The sequence below is a fragment of the Eubacterium pyruvativorans genome (assembly GCF_900102225.1).
Taxonomy (GTDB): Bacteria; Bacillota; Clostridia; order Peptostreptococcales; family Anaerovoracaceae; genus Aminicella; species Aminicella pyruvativorans.
Genome location: NZ_FNBF01000012.1, coordinates 36,683 through 51,750 on the forward strand (window position 1 = coordinate 36,683; position 15,068 = coordinate 51,750).

At 54.5% G+C, this 15,068-nt stretch carries 14 protein-coding genes; 11 read left to right on the forward strand and 3 right to left on the reverse strand.

Features of this window, described 5'->3' with window-relative positions:
• Positions 1 to 830: 830 nt before the first annotated feature.
• From BLQ24_RS05705 to BLQ24_RS05740, 8 genes are all read left to right on the forward strand, one after another.
• Complete coding sequence (locus BLQ24_RS05705) at positions 831 to 1,079, forward strand: hypothetical protein (protein WP_090163577.1); 249 nt, start codon at positions 831 to 833, stop codon at positions 1,077 to 1,079.
• A gap of 3 nt (positions 1,080 to 1,082) precedes the next feature.
• Positions 1,083 to 1,460: a hypothetical protein gene (locus tag BLQ24_RS05710; protein ID WP_090163579.1), complete on the forward strand. Its 378-nt coding sequence runs from the start codon at positions 1,083 to 1,085 to the stop codon at positions 1,458 to 1,460.
• A gap of 2 nt (positions 1,461 to 1,462) precedes the next feature.
• Positions 1,463 to 2,284, forward strand: coding sequence for a recombinase family protein (locus BLQ24_RS05715; RefSeq protein ID WP_090163581.1), 822 nt, complete (start codon positions 1,463 to 1,465; stop codon positions 2,282 to 2,284).
• Entirely contained in the window at positions 2,226 to 2,846 is a 621-nt protein-coding gene (locus tag BLQ24_RS05720) for a recombinase zinc ribbon domain-containing protein (protein ID WP_090163583.1), read from the forward strand. The genes BLQ24_RS05715 and BLQ24_RS05720 overlap by 59 nt, the downstream gene beginning before the upstream one ends.
• Before the next feature lie 122 nt (positions 2,847 to 2,968).
• Complete coding sequence (locus BLQ24_RS05725) at positions 2,969 to 3,670, forward strand: ferredoxin--NADP reductase (RefSeq protein WP_090163585.1); 702 nt, start codon at positions 2,969 to 2,971, stop codon at positions 3,668 to 3,670.
• Positions 3,671 to 4,013: 343 nt separating this feature from the next.
• A complete protein-coding gene (locus BLQ24_RS05730; protein ID WP_090163587.1) occupies positions 4,014 to 5,147 on the forward strand; it encodes a YkvI family membrane protein in 1,134 nt (377 codons plus the stop codon).
• Between the two features lie 231 nt (positions 5,148 to 5,378).
• Positions 5,379 to 6,653: a sensor histidine kinase gene (locus BLQ24_RS05735; RefSeq protein ID WP_090163589.1), complete on the forward strand. Its 1,275-nt coding sequence runs from the start codon at positions 5,379 to 5,381 to the stop codon at positions 6,651 to 6,653.
• Complete coding sequence (locus tag BLQ24_RS05740; RefSeq protein WP_090163591.1) at positions 6,650 to 7,525, forward strand: response regulator; 876 nt, start codon at positions 6,650 to 6,652, stop codon at positions 7,523 to 7,525. The genes BLQ24_RS05735 and BLQ24_RS05740 overlap by 4 nt, the downstream gene beginning before the upstream one ends.
• A gap of 50 nt (positions 7,526 to 7,575) precedes the next feature.
• Here the strand turns inward: BLQ24_RS05740 and BLQ24_RS05745 are convergent, their stop codons facing one another.
• From BLQ24_RS05745 to BLQ24_RS05755, 3 genes are all read right to left on the reverse strand, one after another.
• Positions 7,576 to 8,373: a S1C family serine protease gene (locus BLQ24_RS05745; protein ID WP_090163594.1), complete on the reverse strand. Its 798-nt coding sequence runs from the start codon at positions 8,371 to 8,373 to the stop codon at positions 7,576 to 7,578.
• A gap of 287 nt (positions 8,374 to 8,660) precedes the next feature.
• Positions 8,661 to 12,014: a glycosyltransferase family 2 protein gene (locus BLQ24_RS05750; RefSeq protein WP_176755868.1), complete on the reverse strand. Its 3,354-nt coding sequence runs from the start codon at positions 12,012 to 12,014 to the stop codon at positions 8,661 to 8,663.
• 31 nt (positions 12,015 to 12,045) lie between these two features.
• On the reverse strand, positions 12,046 to 12,549 hold the full coding sequence (locus BLQ24_RS05755) for an NUDIX hydrolase (protein WP_090163598.1): 504 nt from the start codon (positions 12,547 to 12,549) through the stop codon (positions 12,046 to 12,048).
• Between the two features lie 198 nt (positions 12,550 to 12,747).
• Between BLQ24_RS05755 and BLQ24_RS05760 the strand changes: the two genes are divergently transcribed.
• The 3 genes from BLQ24_RS05760 (at position 12,748) to BLQ24_RS05770 (ending at position 14,934) form a co-directional block, all read left to right on the forward strand.
• Positions 12,748 to 13,884, forward strand: coding sequence for a D-alanyl-D-alanine carboxypeptidase family protein (locus BLQ24_RS05760; RefSeq protein ID WP_090163601.1), 1,137 nt, complete (start codon positions 12,748 to 12,750; stop codon positions 13,882 to 13,884).
• Between the two features lie 101 nt (positions 13,885 to 13,985).
• Positions 13,986 to 14,336: a hypothetical protein gene (locus tag BLQ24_RS05765; protein WP_090163603.1), complete on the forward strand. Its 351-nt coding sequence runs from the start codon at positions 13,986 to 13,988 to the stop codon at positions 14,334 to 14,336.
• A 10-nt stretch (positions 14,337 to 14,346) separates the two neighbouring features.
• Positions 14,347 to 14,934, forward strand: coding sequence for a PIN domain-containing protein (locus tag BLQ24_RS05770; protein WP_090163604.1), 588 nt, complete (start codon positions 14,347 to 14,349; stop codon positions 14,932 to 14,934).
• Positions 14,935 to 15,068: the final 134 nt, after the last annotated feature.

Here is a 15,068-nt window from a genome sequence, read left to right on the forward strand (position 1 = left end):
AAAAATGTGATATCGATTAAGGAAGGCTGTTATTAAAAAACGAAAAAGCCGGCCTACATGACCGGTTCTGATTGCACGACAAAACCTCGTAACTTTTATTCGTGAATCAGAATAAATCATGTAAGCCGGCTACAATTTTTTTGTAAACGGAAAAATCGTGATAAGAATTGCTGCTTCCCCTTATCCGGGTGCATGGGCTCCCTCCCATGAACACTATCAGGCAGGAGTGAGCTCTCTCCCTCATAGGCCTCTAAGCCTCCCGAAGGATCTCCTCGGGCCGCCCCATGTAAATATGTCAAGACGGAAGTATCATTGTCTCCTGGGATTGTCATCGCACATTGAAGTCGCCATCTTCCTTTTGGACCCATGGTGTTATCGCTCGCCCTTGCAACAAGGAGCGACCCGCATTGCGGGAGGATTCCATATTGCTTTCAAGTGGGGTCTTGGCGCACCGGCCCTGCATGCTCACGGTTTCCCGATATCCCAGAAAAAGCACCTGATAATGGTGGTATTCAATTATCATCTGTTGATCTGTTATCACAGATACTCCACGAAGGAAGTATTGCAGGATAACACAACAGCAAATCTGTTGCAAGCCTTGTCAAGTCCTGCTGAGATATGCAGCGATAGACTGCTTTCATCAAAAAAATTGTGTGAAGAAAGGTGATAAAAGCGTCTAAAATCGAACAGATGTTTGGTCATATTATACAGAAGTGCTATACTCTTATCAACCCCGTAGAATCATTCTGTACGGTATCTTGACTGCTATAGAACATGGAAGTATAATCATTGTGGGATTTCCCATTGACCCATATGAGGAGGAATGTACAATGAGCACAGCAATCAGAGAATATGACGCAAAAGTAGATTCAAAGAAGCGTCTCACTCTTCGTGAAAGCCCATACGAGTACTACCATGTAGAGCACTACACGGACGGCAGCATCCTGCTCCAGCCAAGGCAGCTGGTAGAGCCGCTTCGTGTTTCAGAGAACACGCTCGAAATGATGGATAAGTCCATGGAGAACGTTAAGGCAGGCAAGGCAGGCAAGGCGATCGATCTTTCAAAGTTTGAGGAGTAAGCAATGTTTACAATAAGAATGGGAATCCCTGAGATGGAAGAATTCTGGGATGGCCTTGAAGCCAAGGTCGACTCCGAGACCGCTTCCAAGACAGAAATCACGCTTTATAAAAAGATCGGTAAAGCTCTTGTCCTGCTTGCGAATGATCCACGTTATCCGGGGCTGAATTCGCATGAGATCTCCTCTCTGACAGCCCGCTATGGTCAAAAGGTATGGGAATCATATCTTGAGAACAAAACACCGGCTGCAGGAAGGATATTCTGGACTTACGGACCCGGTCAGGGAGATATAACAATTGTTGCGATCGAACCGCACCCGAATGACAAGTCTAACGCGTATAAGAAGATCACGCTATCAGCGATGGGTGAAGTACTGAAGTAAAGATGAAGAACGCTGTTATTTACGCCAGATACAGTTCATATAACCAGACCGAGATGTCCATTGAGGGGCAGGTTGCGGAATGCAGAAGCGATGCTGAAAAGAATGGCCTTTATATCGTACATGAATATATAGACCGTGCGCAGTCTGCTACTTCTGACAGGCGTCCTGAATTTCTGCATATGGTCGCAGACAGCGAATGGGGTAATTTTGAAGTTATCCTTGTCTATCAGCTGGACCGTTTTGCCCGCAACATGACTGATGCCGGCTATTATAAAAAGATCCTTGCTCAGAATGGTGTAAGGGTCGTGTCTGCCAAGGAGAATATCGCCTCGGACAGTTCCGGCGTTATTCAGGAAGGCATGCTCTTTACGATGGGGCAGTGGTACAGCGCGCAGCTGTCCGAGAAGGTAACCAGAGGCATGCGCCAGAGAGCCGCTCAGTTCAAATACAACGGCGGAAATCTGACCTACGGATTCGCAATAGATAAGGACGGTCACTATATCCTTGATAAAAAGACCGCTCCTATAGTCAAGGAGATCTTTGAGCGAACCGCCGCAGGCGAGGTAGGCACAGAGATCATGAAGGATCTCAACAAACGGGGTATCAAAACCGTAAGAGGCAACTCATTCGGCAAGAACTCTTTTCAGAGCATTCTCCGCAATGAGCGCTATAAAGGTACCTATGTTTACGGAGATATGAAATTTCCGAATGCTATTCCCCGAATAGTAAGCGACGAGCTCTTTGACAAAGTTCAGGAGATCCTCGGTGAGAAAAAGATCCAGCGGCAGGATTTACAGGTACTACACCTGCCCCAATGCGCCTAAAAAATGCGACAAGAGGAACGTAAAGAAGGAATTCATTGAGTCGCTTGTTCTTGATGCATGCCGGGAGATGCTTACCGACGAAGCGATCGACACAATTATCCAAGGCATTGAAAAACAGAACAGACTGGATATGGAGAGCCCCTTAATCGTCAGCCTTGAGGCCGATATCAGGGAGACCGAGAAGAAGATCAACCGCCTTATCGATCAGATAGAAGACGGAACAGCTTCAGCCATGGTAAATGAAAGACTTCAGCAGCGTGAAAATGAACTGGATAATCTGAAGAAGCAGCTCCACGCAGAGAGAACAAAGCAAGAGCCGGTCGATCCATTTGCTGCAAGGATCTTCCTTATAGGCATAAGAGAGGCTTCTATTGTGGATGAAACCTTCAATAAGGTGCTTGTAAACTCACTGATAGACAGGATCTACCTTTATGACGATCATTTCCGATTATTGCTGAAAAACTCAAATAAAAAAGGAGCGAACAAGCGCGAAGCTGCTGAGGTAGAACGCTATTTTGATAATAAAGGTTCTACTACAGCCCTTGGTGCTCCACCACTGTGAACTCCGGTTTTGCCGGAGTTTTTTCTTTTCTTCGAAGAAAAGTCAAATGTTCTGTTTCACGTGCACCGGATTTTGGGTATGAGAATAGTATGACAACGTTAAGGGAACGTGGAGGTGAACAGATGAATTTTTTTGATGCAAAGGTAACGGAAATCCGGCGTGAGATCGGGGATGCCTACAGTTTTGTTATGGAAATTCCGGAAGGGTTCCAGTGGAAGGCGGGACAGCATGTGCTGTGGAAGCTGAAGGGATATACGGTAGAGGAAGGGGACCGGGACACCAGAGTGTTCACAATCGCCTCGGCCCCGGAGGACGGTTTCCTGATGTTCACCACACGGATTACAGAGCTGCACACCAGTTTCAAGGAAGTGCTGCTGCATCAGCTGAAGGTGGGGGATGTGATGCAGGTGGCGGTACCGCGGGGCAGCTTCGATATGGACACAGAAAATTTCTCTTCCACGATGATCGTGGCGGGAGGCATTGGCGTGACGCCGATCCGGTCGATTCTGCGGAGTTATATGGAGCATCCGAAGGAGGGCCATCCGGTTACGGTGCTCTATTCGGAGCGGGACGGGAATTTCTCGTATCAGGAACTCTGGGAGGAGATCCGTACGCGGGTTCCGGGTCTGGAGATCAATCTTCTGACCGATTCAGATGAAGTCGGAAATCGGGTGGACGCTTATGCGAAGGAACACGGACAGAATGCGGAATTCCTGATTGCCGGTCCGCCGCGGATGAATGAGGCCTACACAGAGCGGCTTAAGGGACTGGGTGTGCCGGAAGGAAACATCAAGACCGATGTATTCATGGGATATGACGACTGATTCGCCGCAGGAAACTGGGGGAAGGGGCGCAGGAGCGCCCCGTTTTTTTTGTGGGCAGGCGGGTGGGCCGGCACGTCTGTTCCGGGGTGATGCTGTGCGCCCGTCACGAATTGTTGGAGAATCATTAAGTATTACTAAAAGACAAGAGCTTTATCATAATAAAATACCGTGCTTAATGATAAGAATAATTTTGAAACTTTTTGAAGTCAGGCGAAACCGCAGAAATAGCATAGAACCACAGTGAAGTATTGATGCAGAGAGTCTCTCAGATTGTCAGAATGTTGTGTTGTGGTGGATGAAATTCTGATTGTCAGAATAATGGAAAAGAAAGGAAGGTATCGCCGTGAACAACAAGAGTTTCAGTATCGCGAATGTGATCAAGTATGCAGGGGCATTCGTCGCTTGTGCGATCGGTTCCGGTTTCGCAACCGGCCAGGAGATCATGCAGTTCTTCTCCGGCCAGGGAATTATGAGTGTGGTGGGAACGATCGTCACCACAGTGATTTTTGCCTGGGTCGGCGGAATGTTCATGAAGCACGGACAGGAAATGCAGATGGAGAATCCGAATGAGATCTCCGAGTTTTATTTCGGCAAGAAGTTCGGAAAGTTCTTCTCCATTGTGTTCCAGGTGTTCCTGTACGGCGTATATGTCATCATGATCGCCGGAGCCGGTGCCACGCTGTCCGAGTACTTCGGCCTGAACCCGCTGGTGGGAAGAGTAGGCATGGCTCTGCTGGCGTTCATCACGGTTATCTTCGGTCTGTCCAAGATCACGGATGTGCTGGGCGGACTGGGTACAGTGATCATTGTGTTTGCGGTAGGCGTAGGTATCTACAGTTTCCTGTCAAATATGGACGGCCTGGCGCAGGCCTCCTCTGTCATCCCGACACTGGCGATTACGAAGACCCAGGGCGGATGGCTCTGGTCCTCCATTCTGTATCCGGGATTTAACGCAATCGTCGTTATGTTCCTGACCACCAGCATGGGAAAGACTGCGAATTCCCCGAAGGAAGCGCTGTGGGGCGGCGTGCTGGGCGGCGTGCTCTTCGGTGCGGCGATCCTGACCATGAACCTGGGAATCATGGCAAACATCGGTGCAGTGTATTCCAAGGCCGTTCCGACGCTGGTGCTGGCTTCCCGGATCAGCCCGATTTTCGCCACAATTTTCTCCGTCATCATCTGCTGCGGTATTTACACCACCACCGTGCCGATGCTGTGGGGCAATGTGAGAATGTTCGCAGAGGACGGAACGAAGAAGGCGGTTCTGATCGCTGCCGGTCTGACGGCGCTGGGCCTGGTGCTGGGCATGACCAGCTTCAAGACTCTGGTCAACATCATCTACCCGGTCAGCGGTTACATCGGTGTGGTTCTGTTCGGTTTCATTGCAGTCCGCAACCACCAGCTGAACAAGCAGATGAAGGCGAAGAACGAAGAGACAGAAACAGAAGTGGCTTTCGAAGAGGAGAAGGCGGTATAGCGTTGGAGAGCGCTGTATTTCTGGGATTGCTGTAATAGATCATCTGAAAATGGAAACCCCGGAGGAGTGTGAGCTTCCGGGGCTTTTCCCTATCTGGAGGACAAAAAATACGTGCAGGCGTTCTCTCCCAGGTTTTGCCTCCGGGGTTGACCATGCAGGCGCAGAATGAGATAATTTCAGGGACAGCCGGGCACTCCGGTCCGGCGCAGCGAAAGAAAAGAGGGTAATGACATGAAATCCATCCGGACAACAGTCCAGAACACTGTGTTTCTGACACTGATCGTCATCGTAATGGCACAGATCAACATTCATATTTTTTCTTCCACCCGGTTTCTGATTTCCGTGGCGCCGGTGTGTCTTCCGGCCTTCCTGTATCTGCTGGATGATGCGGAGATTCTCCCGGTTTCCATCCTGTCGGGTTTCGGTGTATTCGGGACCCGTGTGCTCAGGGACTATGTGACGGGGGCCGGCATAGCTGATGTGGCGGCACAGTATCTGCCGGAAACCATGTTCTATGTTGTGTTCGGCATCGCACTGTTCATCTTCGACCGTCTGCGGAGCCAGAATATCCGGCTTCGGTATTTCATTCCGCTGGTGATGGTGATTGATTACGGAGCGAACTCCCTGGAACTGTTCGCCCGTATGAAAACGACGGCGTATACGATGAATAACCAGCTGAGTCTGATGCTGGTTGCTTTCATCAGGGGGATGCTGCTTCTGATCATTCTGGGCTCCCTGAATCAGTACCGGGTGCTGCTGCTGAACCGGAATCATGCGGAACGTTATCAGCGTCTGATCATGCTGATCTCCCGGCTGAACGGAGAAATGCTCTGGATGAAGAAGAATGTGGACCAGATCGAGAAGACCATGGATACCTCCTACCGTCTGTACAGTGAATTGAAGGACGGGGGGCAGGACGCCTATGCGGACCGTGCGCTGAAGGTGGCGAAGGACATTCATGAAGTAAAGAAAGAGTATCTGCTGATTCTGCGGGGGCTTTCGGAATCCATGGAGGACGAGACGGAATCGGATGTGCTGAAAATGACAGAGCTGTTCGTCATACTGATCCATTCGGTCAATGATGAATTCGAAGCCCAGGGGAAGCGGCCGATCATCACGCTGTCCAAGGAGGATGAACTGGCGGCGAAGGAACCGTACCTGTTCCTGTCTGTGTTCCACAATCTGATTGCGAATGCGGTGGAGGCGTCGGATAATCGCAGGTGTGTGATTACCATTTCCGAACAGAACGGCGGAGATCATTATCTGTATACGGTTCAGGACAACGGGCCGGGGGTACCGGAAGAGTTCCGTGACAAGGTTTTCGAACCTCGTTTCTCCACGAAATTCAATGAGGAAACCGGCATGGTGAACCGGGGGCTGGGACTGAGCCTTGTGAAGGACATTGTGGAAGAATCTCTCCACGGCACCATCCGCCTCCGGCAGGGATCCGGCGGTGCCGCCTTCGAGATCCGGATTCCGAAGGATGCCATGGAGGTGGTGGAATGACCCGTTTCTATCTGCTGGATGATGATGTGTCCGTTACCGGCATTCTGAAGATTATCATCGAAGGGAAGAAACTGGGGGAGGTCTGCGGCATGTCCGAATCGCCGGAGGAAGCGATGGATGACCTGGCGTATTCCCGGCCGGACATTGTGATCGTGGACCTGCTGATGCCGGAAATGGACGGCATCACATTCGTGAAGCGGGCACGGCAGTCCTTCCGGGATACGGAGTTCATCATGCTTTCCCAGGTTTCCTCCAAGGACATGATTGCGAAGGCCTATGAAGCAGGGGTCCGGTATTTCATCCAGAAGCCGGTGAATGCGATTGAAGTGACGAAAGTGATCGAGAATGTGGTGGACGAGCAGCGGATGAAGCGCACCATGGATCAGATGAAGCATCTGTTCGCCGGCGCCGGAGAACCGGACAGGTCGGAAGGAGCGGATTCGAAAGAAGCGGCTTCCGGCGAACTCGCTGCCCGGCAGGATGCCCGGGACCGGGCCCGCCGGATTCTTCAGGAGCTCGGGATGATCGGTGCCGTGGGATATGACGATATCATCCGGGTGGTGGAGCGGTATGCGAATCATGAAGAGGAAATGGCCGGCCTGACGGTGAAAAAAATCTGCGAAGCCTTCTCAGACTCTCCGAAATCCATGGAGCAGCGGATCCGGCGCACAGCGGCTTCGGGGCTGACCACCATCGCCAGCATGGGCGCAGACGACTTCACGAATCCGGTGTTCACCGATTATTCCGGAAGCCTGTTCGATTTCGAACAGGTCCGGAAGGAGATGGACTATATTCAGGGAAAGTCCGACCAGCGGGGGAATGTGAAAATCAAGAAGTTCCTCACTGCGCTGGTCAGTATGTGCAGCCACTAAGCAGGCAGTGTATCCGCCGCTGCGTCAGGAGCCTGTGCCGCCGGAGGCAGTTAGCGGGCCGCCTGAATGATTTTCTTTGCCGATGCTGCGGCGGTGCGGATCGGAACGGCGAAGCCCAGACCCTCCACGTCAGAGCCGGTTGATTTCGATTCCACGATGCCGATCAGGTTGCCGGAGGCATCGAAGAGTCCTCCGCCGGAGTTCCCCGGATTCACTGCGGCGTCGGTCTGCAGCAGGGTCAGTTTCTGATTGCCGATGGTCAGTTTGCGGTCCAGTGCGCTGATGATGCCGGTGGTGGCGGTGTTGCTCAGCTGCCCCAGCGGATTGCCGATGGCCACGGCAGTGTCTCCCACCTCCAGTTTGCTGCTGTCGCCGTAGGTGGCGGCGGTGAGGCCGGCAGCGCGGATCTTGATCACGGCCAGGTCATTGGAGGAGTCGGTTCCCACCAGAGTGGCCTGGTACTCCTTCTTGTTGTTTAACGTCACCGTGATCCGGGTCGCCCCGTCCACCACGTGTTCGCAGGTCAGTATGTAACCGTCTGAGCTGATGATCACTCCGGATCCGGCGCTGCTCGAAGTGCTTCCTGCGGAGACGAACGGACCGGAAGACTGGGATTCTACCGTAATGGAAACTACGGAGTTCTTCGCTTTTTTTACGATGCTGTCGGTGGAAAGGGTGGTCTTGGCGGCGGTCAGGGTGTAGTTCCCGGTGTTGCCGCTGCTTCCGCTGCTGCCGAATTTCGAATAGAGAACCATCCCGCCGACGGACGCTGCCGCGCTGGTCGTCATGCATCCCGCAAGAATCAGAGCGAGAGTGCGTTTTTTTAGCTGCATCTTTCCCATTGTCATAAGAAACCTCCTGATGTATTCTGTGCGCCCGCAGCGCCTGCTGAATAATGTCTGCTGTTTCGGATGACATCATCATACTGCAGGAGGATGAAGCGGCCGTGGTACGTCTGCGAGAGAATGGTCAGAAAACATCCACCGTCTGTTCACGTCGCTTCATATTCTGTTATTTCGGTGAAAAAATGCTGATCATTGACTGATGAGAGAAACCGGTGCCCGAAGGATAATTTGATCGTTCAGGCACCGGTTTCTCTCTGTTGTGGTCGGGCAATCCGGCTTTCCGCCCCGCCTCACCGTATGAAGCAGCGGAAAAACGCTCCGGCATCCGCCAGGATATGAATCTTGATTTTCAATGTTCCGCCCACGGCTTCCGCCATCTCCCGGCTCATGGTGTAAATGCCGCCGCCGCAGCGGTACATCAACTGAATGGCCTCGATCAGTTCCTGATCGTCGTTGGTGATCCTGCGTGCTGCTTCAGACTGAATCATCAGCGCCGCTGCATCACCAGTCCGGGAGAATGACCGGATTCTCTCCGGATCCGCCGTATCCATCAGCACGAACTGACGGACCGGCAGATCGCCGAAGAGGCGCCGGCGTTCGATCTGTTCATTCAGCGGCAGTCCCTTCGTCATGAAGATGTTGGACTTTCGGATGATTTCCACGTTGTTCTGGTATTCTTCCAGCGTATCCTCCGCATATCCCCGGAGCATTTCGGCATGGACGATGCGGTCCAGTTCCGTGTCGGTCAGCTGCAGCGTATCGGCCATCGCATCGATCGCCGGTTCTTCTTCCGGCGCCTGATCCTTCTGCGGGGCGGTTTCCGCCTGGCTTCCGGCGCTTTCCTGCGGGGCAGTTTCCGCCTGACTGTCCGCCCCTTTTCGAATGAGTGGGCTCTCCTGATCGTCCGGCGTTTCATCATCCGAGCCCTCTGCCCGGTCTTCCGCCTGGCTTCCGGCTTCCTCCGGCGTTCCGCCGCTCCAGGCTTCGGCACCGCTCATAGCGGCCTCAATCCGTTCGGCCCGGGCGGCTTCGGCCTGCTCGGCGGCCTTTCGGTCCGCCGCTTCGTAGGCGTGAACGCTCATGTAATCCTCCGGGAAGGACACGAATACGTGCTCATTGAACCGGGTGTACGGATAGAGTTCCGCCAGCAGGTTGACGGCGTCTCCCGGCTTGAGGCTGTCCAGGATCAGGAACAGCGACGGCGGAACCTCGTCGTTGACAGGGGTCACCTGCAGCGGCTCCTTTCTGACGGAAGGGACTCCGCCCTCCGGCCCGGATCCATCCTCCTGCGGGCCTTCCGGAAGTGGTGTGCTTCCGTCGTACTCTCCTTCCGGGAACCGGTCCGGGAAGAGCGACCGGAGCAGCGTCTCGGATTTTGTCTGCCAGGACTCCTTCCGGTCCAGCACAATGGCCCGGGCCGGCGTCAGGCGGAAGGCATCACAATCCCTCGTCAGCCGGGCAGCCGGTTCGGTGCCCTCGAAGACCAGGGTCTGTGCCATGACCATGTCATGGGCGGTATCGGCGGTGCGGCCGTCGATTTTCGGAGCGGGATCTGTCAGCGTCGGAAAAGCGAAGCTGTGTTCCTCCAGTACGGACCGGGTGCCGTCCTCCACCCGGGAAGGGTAGGTGCGGTAAAACAGGCAGACGTAGTTCTGGCGGTGTTTCCGGATCCACCAGTCCGGCATGGAACCGTCGGACAGAATCGTGCCGGCGGAGAAGGCCAGCTGCACATATTCAGAAGAATCCTTCCGCACCGGCTGTGTGCGGGAGAAGCCGGCGCACAGAATGGATTCGGACACGTCCCGCTTCTTTCCGTGGAGGGCGAACCAGGCCCGGATTCCGTCGAATTCCGGCTTTTCCAGCTGGTAGAGCAGGTTCAGGACGCACCAGTTCAGGTCACCGTCTTCGGTGTCAATCAGAATCACAGACGGATCGATATCTTCATTCAGATAATATCCCACCGGTGTTTCCCGGTCTTCCCGGTCTGTCTTCTCTTCTGCATCAGGACTGTGGGATCCCATTTTCTTCAGGGCGGTCACAGCCTCAGAAACCAGGTTCTGGAACGGATTCGCCTTCTCGTCGGAAACCCGGTGCGCCTGCCGGTATTTTTTGACGGAAGCCGGATCGAATTCCTCCGCCACATCCAGCAGCTCTGCGTCGGACATCATGGAGATCATGGCCGGTTCCGGCATCTTCCGGTGGTGCAGATGCTGATAGAACGCCTTCATGTCCAGAGGCAGTTCCCGGATGGCGGCGGTGCGGAACATCTTTCCGGCGAAGAAGAGGTCCAGCGCCCGGATGTTGTTCTGGAACGCCCATTCCATAACCGGACCCGGTGCGGCATGCCCGTACAGGTCCACATTCTTCAGCTGAAGTCCGGTGAAATCCAGGGCATCGTCCTGCTGCATGGCCCGCATCATGGCATACAGAGACCAGTGATCGTAGTACACGTCGCAGTCCACGAAACTGATGAAGCGGCTGCTGGCGGTTTCCAGGGCTTCCCGGATGGCATACTGATCGGCAAAGGTTAAATTGGGCTGCTGCCGGTAGAATTCGCTGACTTTCGGCTCCAGGGAACGGTCCAGCACGATGCGGAAAGACGGCTCCGCCTGGTCATACAGGTTCGCCAGAAAGTCAGGAACATAAGGAAGAGACATTTCTTCGCTCACCGCCACTGTGATCAGCGGGTTCGCCGTCATCTCCCGGCGGGTGATGACGCCGTCGTAGGTCATGATGTCCGATTCGTGGTAGATCAGCCGGGTGCGGGCCGCCTCGTTCAGTTTCCGGAACTGATCATTGATGAGTGCGGCCAGTTCGTCCAGACAGTCCTGGGGCAGCTTCCACATTCTGCGATAAAACCGGTCCAGCAGCACATCCCGCAGGAACCGGAACTGCAGCTCCTCCCGGAACTTCGGCCCCAGGAACGCCGTCCGGGCCTGAAGTTCCCGGTACGCATCCGCCGCACTCTGAATCAGATCCCGGTTCACGGACTGCAGCACATTTCGCCCCATGGACGGAATGACGGTGCGGCTCAGAACAGCCGTGCCCGCCGATGTGAAGATCTTCTCTGTGCACCGGATCGCATCAATCAGGAATACTCCGTCCCCCAGGTAGGAATAAGGCTGGAAGGACAGCCGGTTCTCCAGAAGGAATGCCCGGCGGAACCACTTTCCGTCTGTGGACAGGGTTTCCAGCTGGCGGAACGTGAGGCGCCGGGGATCCAGGCGGGAAACGATCTTCGGCAGAAGGCTGTCCGGCCGGTCCCGCCGTGCTGTGACGCCGTCCACCCGGGTCACGCCGCCGATCACCAGGTCGCAGTCGTAGACCGTGACGACCTGATGCATGTGAAAAAAACTGTCCTCCGGCAGGATATCATCGGCATCCAGGAAGGTGACGAATTCGCCCTTCGCTGCCCGAAGTCCCGCATTGCGGGCGGCCCAGGCTCCGGTGTGCTTCTGATCGATTCTCCGGAACCGGTCGTCCGCCTGTACGAAGGAGTCGATCAATTCGGCGGATCCGTCCGTAGATCCGTCGTTCACACAGAGAACCTCGAAATCGCCGTAGCGCTGGCGTTTCAGTGAGGACAGTGCGGCCCTGAGGGTCTTCTCACTGTTGTATACCGGTATGATGACTGATAATCTCATGCATTTACCTCCGAAACCATATATATGTTCATTATACCGCATTTCCGTGTCCGGCGGGAAGCGGCATCGGATTTCCGTCCAGGGCGGCGGACACCAGCCTGTCACCGCCGTCATAAACCAGCTTCAGGGAAAAGAACGGACGGTCTTCGTCCAGCAGGCGGAAGAAGATCCGGTCGCCTTCCCACAGCTCCAGCGACGGCACCTCTTCTTTCGGAACCCACTCCAGCACGCCCTCATCACAGGGGATCGGGGTGCCGGTGAAGGCATCGGCCGTGAAGAGGTGCATGTACTCGGTGACGCCGCTGCCGGATATGAAGGTGACCAGGCCACGGAAACGCCAGGACGTCAGCGTGTAGCCCGTCTCCTCCCGCACTTCCCGGAGAATACATTCTTCCGGGCTTTCATCCTGCTCGAAGTGGCCGCCCACCCCGATCCATTTGTCGTGATTCACATCGTTCTCCTTCACGGTGCGGTGGAGCATCAGCCACTTCCCGTCCTGTTCGATATAGCACAATGTGCTGAGTCCTGCGTTCATATATACCTTCCTTCCCGGAATATTCCTGCTTTCTCAATTGCAATCCGAATGCGATTCGGAATCTGTGCTTCCCGGGAAGCTGTCCCGCATGTTCGCCGGACTTTACTTTCCCGCCCGGAAGCGATATTATATTAGATTGTATCATGAGTTTCAGAAATCAGAACAGGGTGTCTTCACCCTTTTGGGAGAATAGATCGAATGAAAAGCAAGAATCTGATCGGTATAACGCTGGTTGTCCTGGGCCTGATCGTCGGCGGAACCTATTTCTTTCTGCTCCAGGCCAAGACGGTGGTCACAGGGGTGGAGACAAAATGGAACATTGACGCCGGCCGGATCATCCGGGACCGGATCACCATCTCTCCGGCGAAGAACCGGAAGGTGGAACTTCAGGAATATGATTCCAAAAGGAAGACCTGGGTCACCCGGAAGACGTTCCGGACAAAGGGCCGGAATGTAACGAAACTGACGGTTGTGTTCCCCCGGAACTGGGCGGACCGTACGTACACCACATGGCGCATTCATCTGCCGCGGGTGCTGGGCGCCCGGGGGTATGACAGTGAGAAGATCCGGATCACGGCCATGAATCTCCGCTCCATTGAAGGGCTGAACACGAAGGCGGCGGTGATCATGGACATGAAGACGAAGCAGGTGATCTACGGGCAGAACATGCACCAGCGTCTCCCGAATGCCAGTACCACGAAAATGATGACCGCCATCGTTTCCATGAGCCGGGCCACCGGCAGCGAGCGGGTCCGGTTCACGAAGGAAGTGGTGGATACGCCGGAGGGTCTCATGTGGAAGAAGAAGGGAGACGTCTTCCTGATGAGCGACCTCTGGAAGGCCATGCTGATCATGTCCTGCAATGACGCCGCTGCGGGGGTTGCATACGGGACGACCGGGGACATTTCCACCTTTGTCAACCTCATGAACCGCACCGCCGGAGAGATGGGACTGAAGGACACCCACTTCATGAACCCTCACGGCATGGACACAGCGGGGCACTATTCCTCAGCGTATGACCTGGCTCTGATTGACCGGCGGGCCATGGATTTCGCTGCGTTCCGGAAAATTGTCAGGATGCAGAAGTACCAGTTCCGGGCGCTGAATCATCCGGAGCGGATCAATTACATCACCACCACCAACGACCTGCTGAAGAAGAACATTCCGGGATACCTGGGCGGGAAGACCGGAACGACTTACGGCGCCGGAGACTGCTATGCCGGCGTGTATGAGTACAAAGGCCGGAAGTATATCACCGTGGTGCTGAATGCAAAAAACCGCTGGAAGGCGACCCGGAAACTCTACAGCTACATCCGGACCTCCGGCGTCCGGTAGCACGGGCCTGCATTGACCCTGTCCGCCGTATTTGGTAAAATATCTTTAATTATCTTATCGACGTATCGGAAATCGTTGTCATTCGGACAGGAGATGAGGACATGGAAAAGAAAAATCTGATCATCGGGCTGGTTACTGCCGGCGTTCTGACGGGCGGTGCGGCACTGATCATCTATCTGGCGCTGCGCCATCATCAGAAAGTGGCGGAGCAGAAGAAACTGAGGAACCGGGCGATCAATGCGATCCGTTCGGTGAAGCCGCAGGCGTTCCGGAAGGCGGACCGGTCTGCCCTGAAGGCTCTTTCCGAGAAATACATTGCGAAAGTGAAGGAGGCAAAGAACAGTGTGGATATCTACGCCGCCCGGGACGCCTTCGAAGAAGCGGCAGCAGGCCTGAAGAGCCGTGCCGCCCGGATGAAGGAAGGCAGAAAGGGCGTCGTCCATATCGACTGATTGCGAGATTATGAGTGTATATTTAATTGATTACGAAAATATTAAGTCCGAGGGTATGAACGGCATCGACGAACTGACGAAGGATGATGTGGTCTGCCTGTTCTACAGCGAAAACGCCAACACAATGACGTTCCGCATGCACCGGAAAATCAACGACTGCCGGGCCGATTTCCGGTTCCAGGACGTGGGGGTGGGTTCGAAGAACGCACTGGACTTCCAGCTGGCCACCTATCTGGGCTATGTCATTGCCGAAAATGATGCCAACGAACAGACAGAACAGTACTACATCGTCAGCAAGGACAAAGGTTATCAGAGTGTCTGCCGTTTCTGGAGCGACCGGGGCTACATGGTGTCCATGGCGGCGGATCTGACCGGCACCAGCGCAGAGGACGAGAGAGAATCCCTCCTCCATTCGGTGGAATCGGTTATTGGCGATGCGGAGACTGCGTCGAAAATCGTCACCATCATCCAGCGCTACAAGACCAAGCAGGGCATCAATAACGCCCTGATGCGCGCCTTCCAGAGCCAGGACAACAAACTGTCCAGCGAGTACTACAAGGCGATTAAACCGTTCATCAAGAACAAGAAAGGAAAGTAATTCTGCATGGCCTGCCCGGGCGGCGATCTGTTCTGGAAACGGTCGTCCGGGCGGGTGCGGAAGCCTGGGGTGCGATCGACCTGGCAACAGTCGGTCGTCCGGGCGGGTGCGGAAGCCTGGGGTGCGATTGACCT

Excerpts from the sequence above, each read along its gene's own strand:
- BLQ24_RS05770 (WP_090163604.1), top strand. The coding sequence starts at position 14,347 with ATGAGTGTATATTTAATTGATTACGAAAATATTAAGTCCGAGGGTATG.
- BLQ24_RS05740 (WP_090163591.1), top strand. The coding sequence starts at position 6,650 with ATGACCCGTTTCTATCTGCTGGATGATGATGTGTCCGTTACCGGCATT.
- BLQ24_RS05760 (WP_090163601.1), top strand. The coding sequence starts at position 12,748 with ATGAAAAGCAAGAATCTGATCGGTATAACGCTGGTTGTCCTGGGCCTG.
- BLQ24_RS05715 (WP_090163581.1), top strand. The coding sequence starts at position 1,463 with ATGAAGAACGCTGTTATTTACGCCAGATACAGTTCATATAACCAGACC.
- BLQ24_RS05725 (WP_090163585.1), top strand. The coding sequence starts at position 2,969 with ATGAATTTTTTTGATGCAAAGGTAACGGAAATCCGGCGTGAGATCGGG.
- BLQ24_RS05710 (WP_090163579.1), top strand. The coding sequence starts at position 1,083 with ATGTTTACAATAAGAATGGGAATCCCTGAGATGGAAGAATTCTGGGAT.
- BLQ24_RS05765 (WP_090163603.1), top strand. The coding sequence starts at position 13,986 with ATGGAAAAGAAAAATCTGATCATCGGGCTGGTTACTGCCGGCGTTCTG.
- BLQ24_RS05755 (WP_090163598.1), bottom strand. The coding sequence starts at position 12,549 with ATGAACGCAGGACTCAGCACATTGTGCTATATCGAACAGGACGGGAAG.
- BLQ24_RS05735 (WP_090163589.1), top strand. The coding sequence starts at position 5,379 with ATGAAATCCATCCGGACAACAGTCCAGAACACTGTGTTTCTGACACTG.
- BLQ24_RS05705 (WP_090163577.1), top strand. The coding sequence starts at position 831 with ATGAGCACAGCAATCAGAGAATATGACGCAAAAGTAGATTCAAAGAAG.
- BLQ24_RS05750 (WP_176755868.1), bottom strand. The coding sequence starts at position 12,014 with ATGAGATTATCAGTCATCATACCGGTATACAACAGTGAGAAGACCCTC.
- BLQ24_RS05745 (WP_090163594.1), bottom strand. The coding sequence starts at position 8,373 with ATGACAATGGGAAAGATGCAGCTAAAAAAACGCACTCTCGCTCTGATT.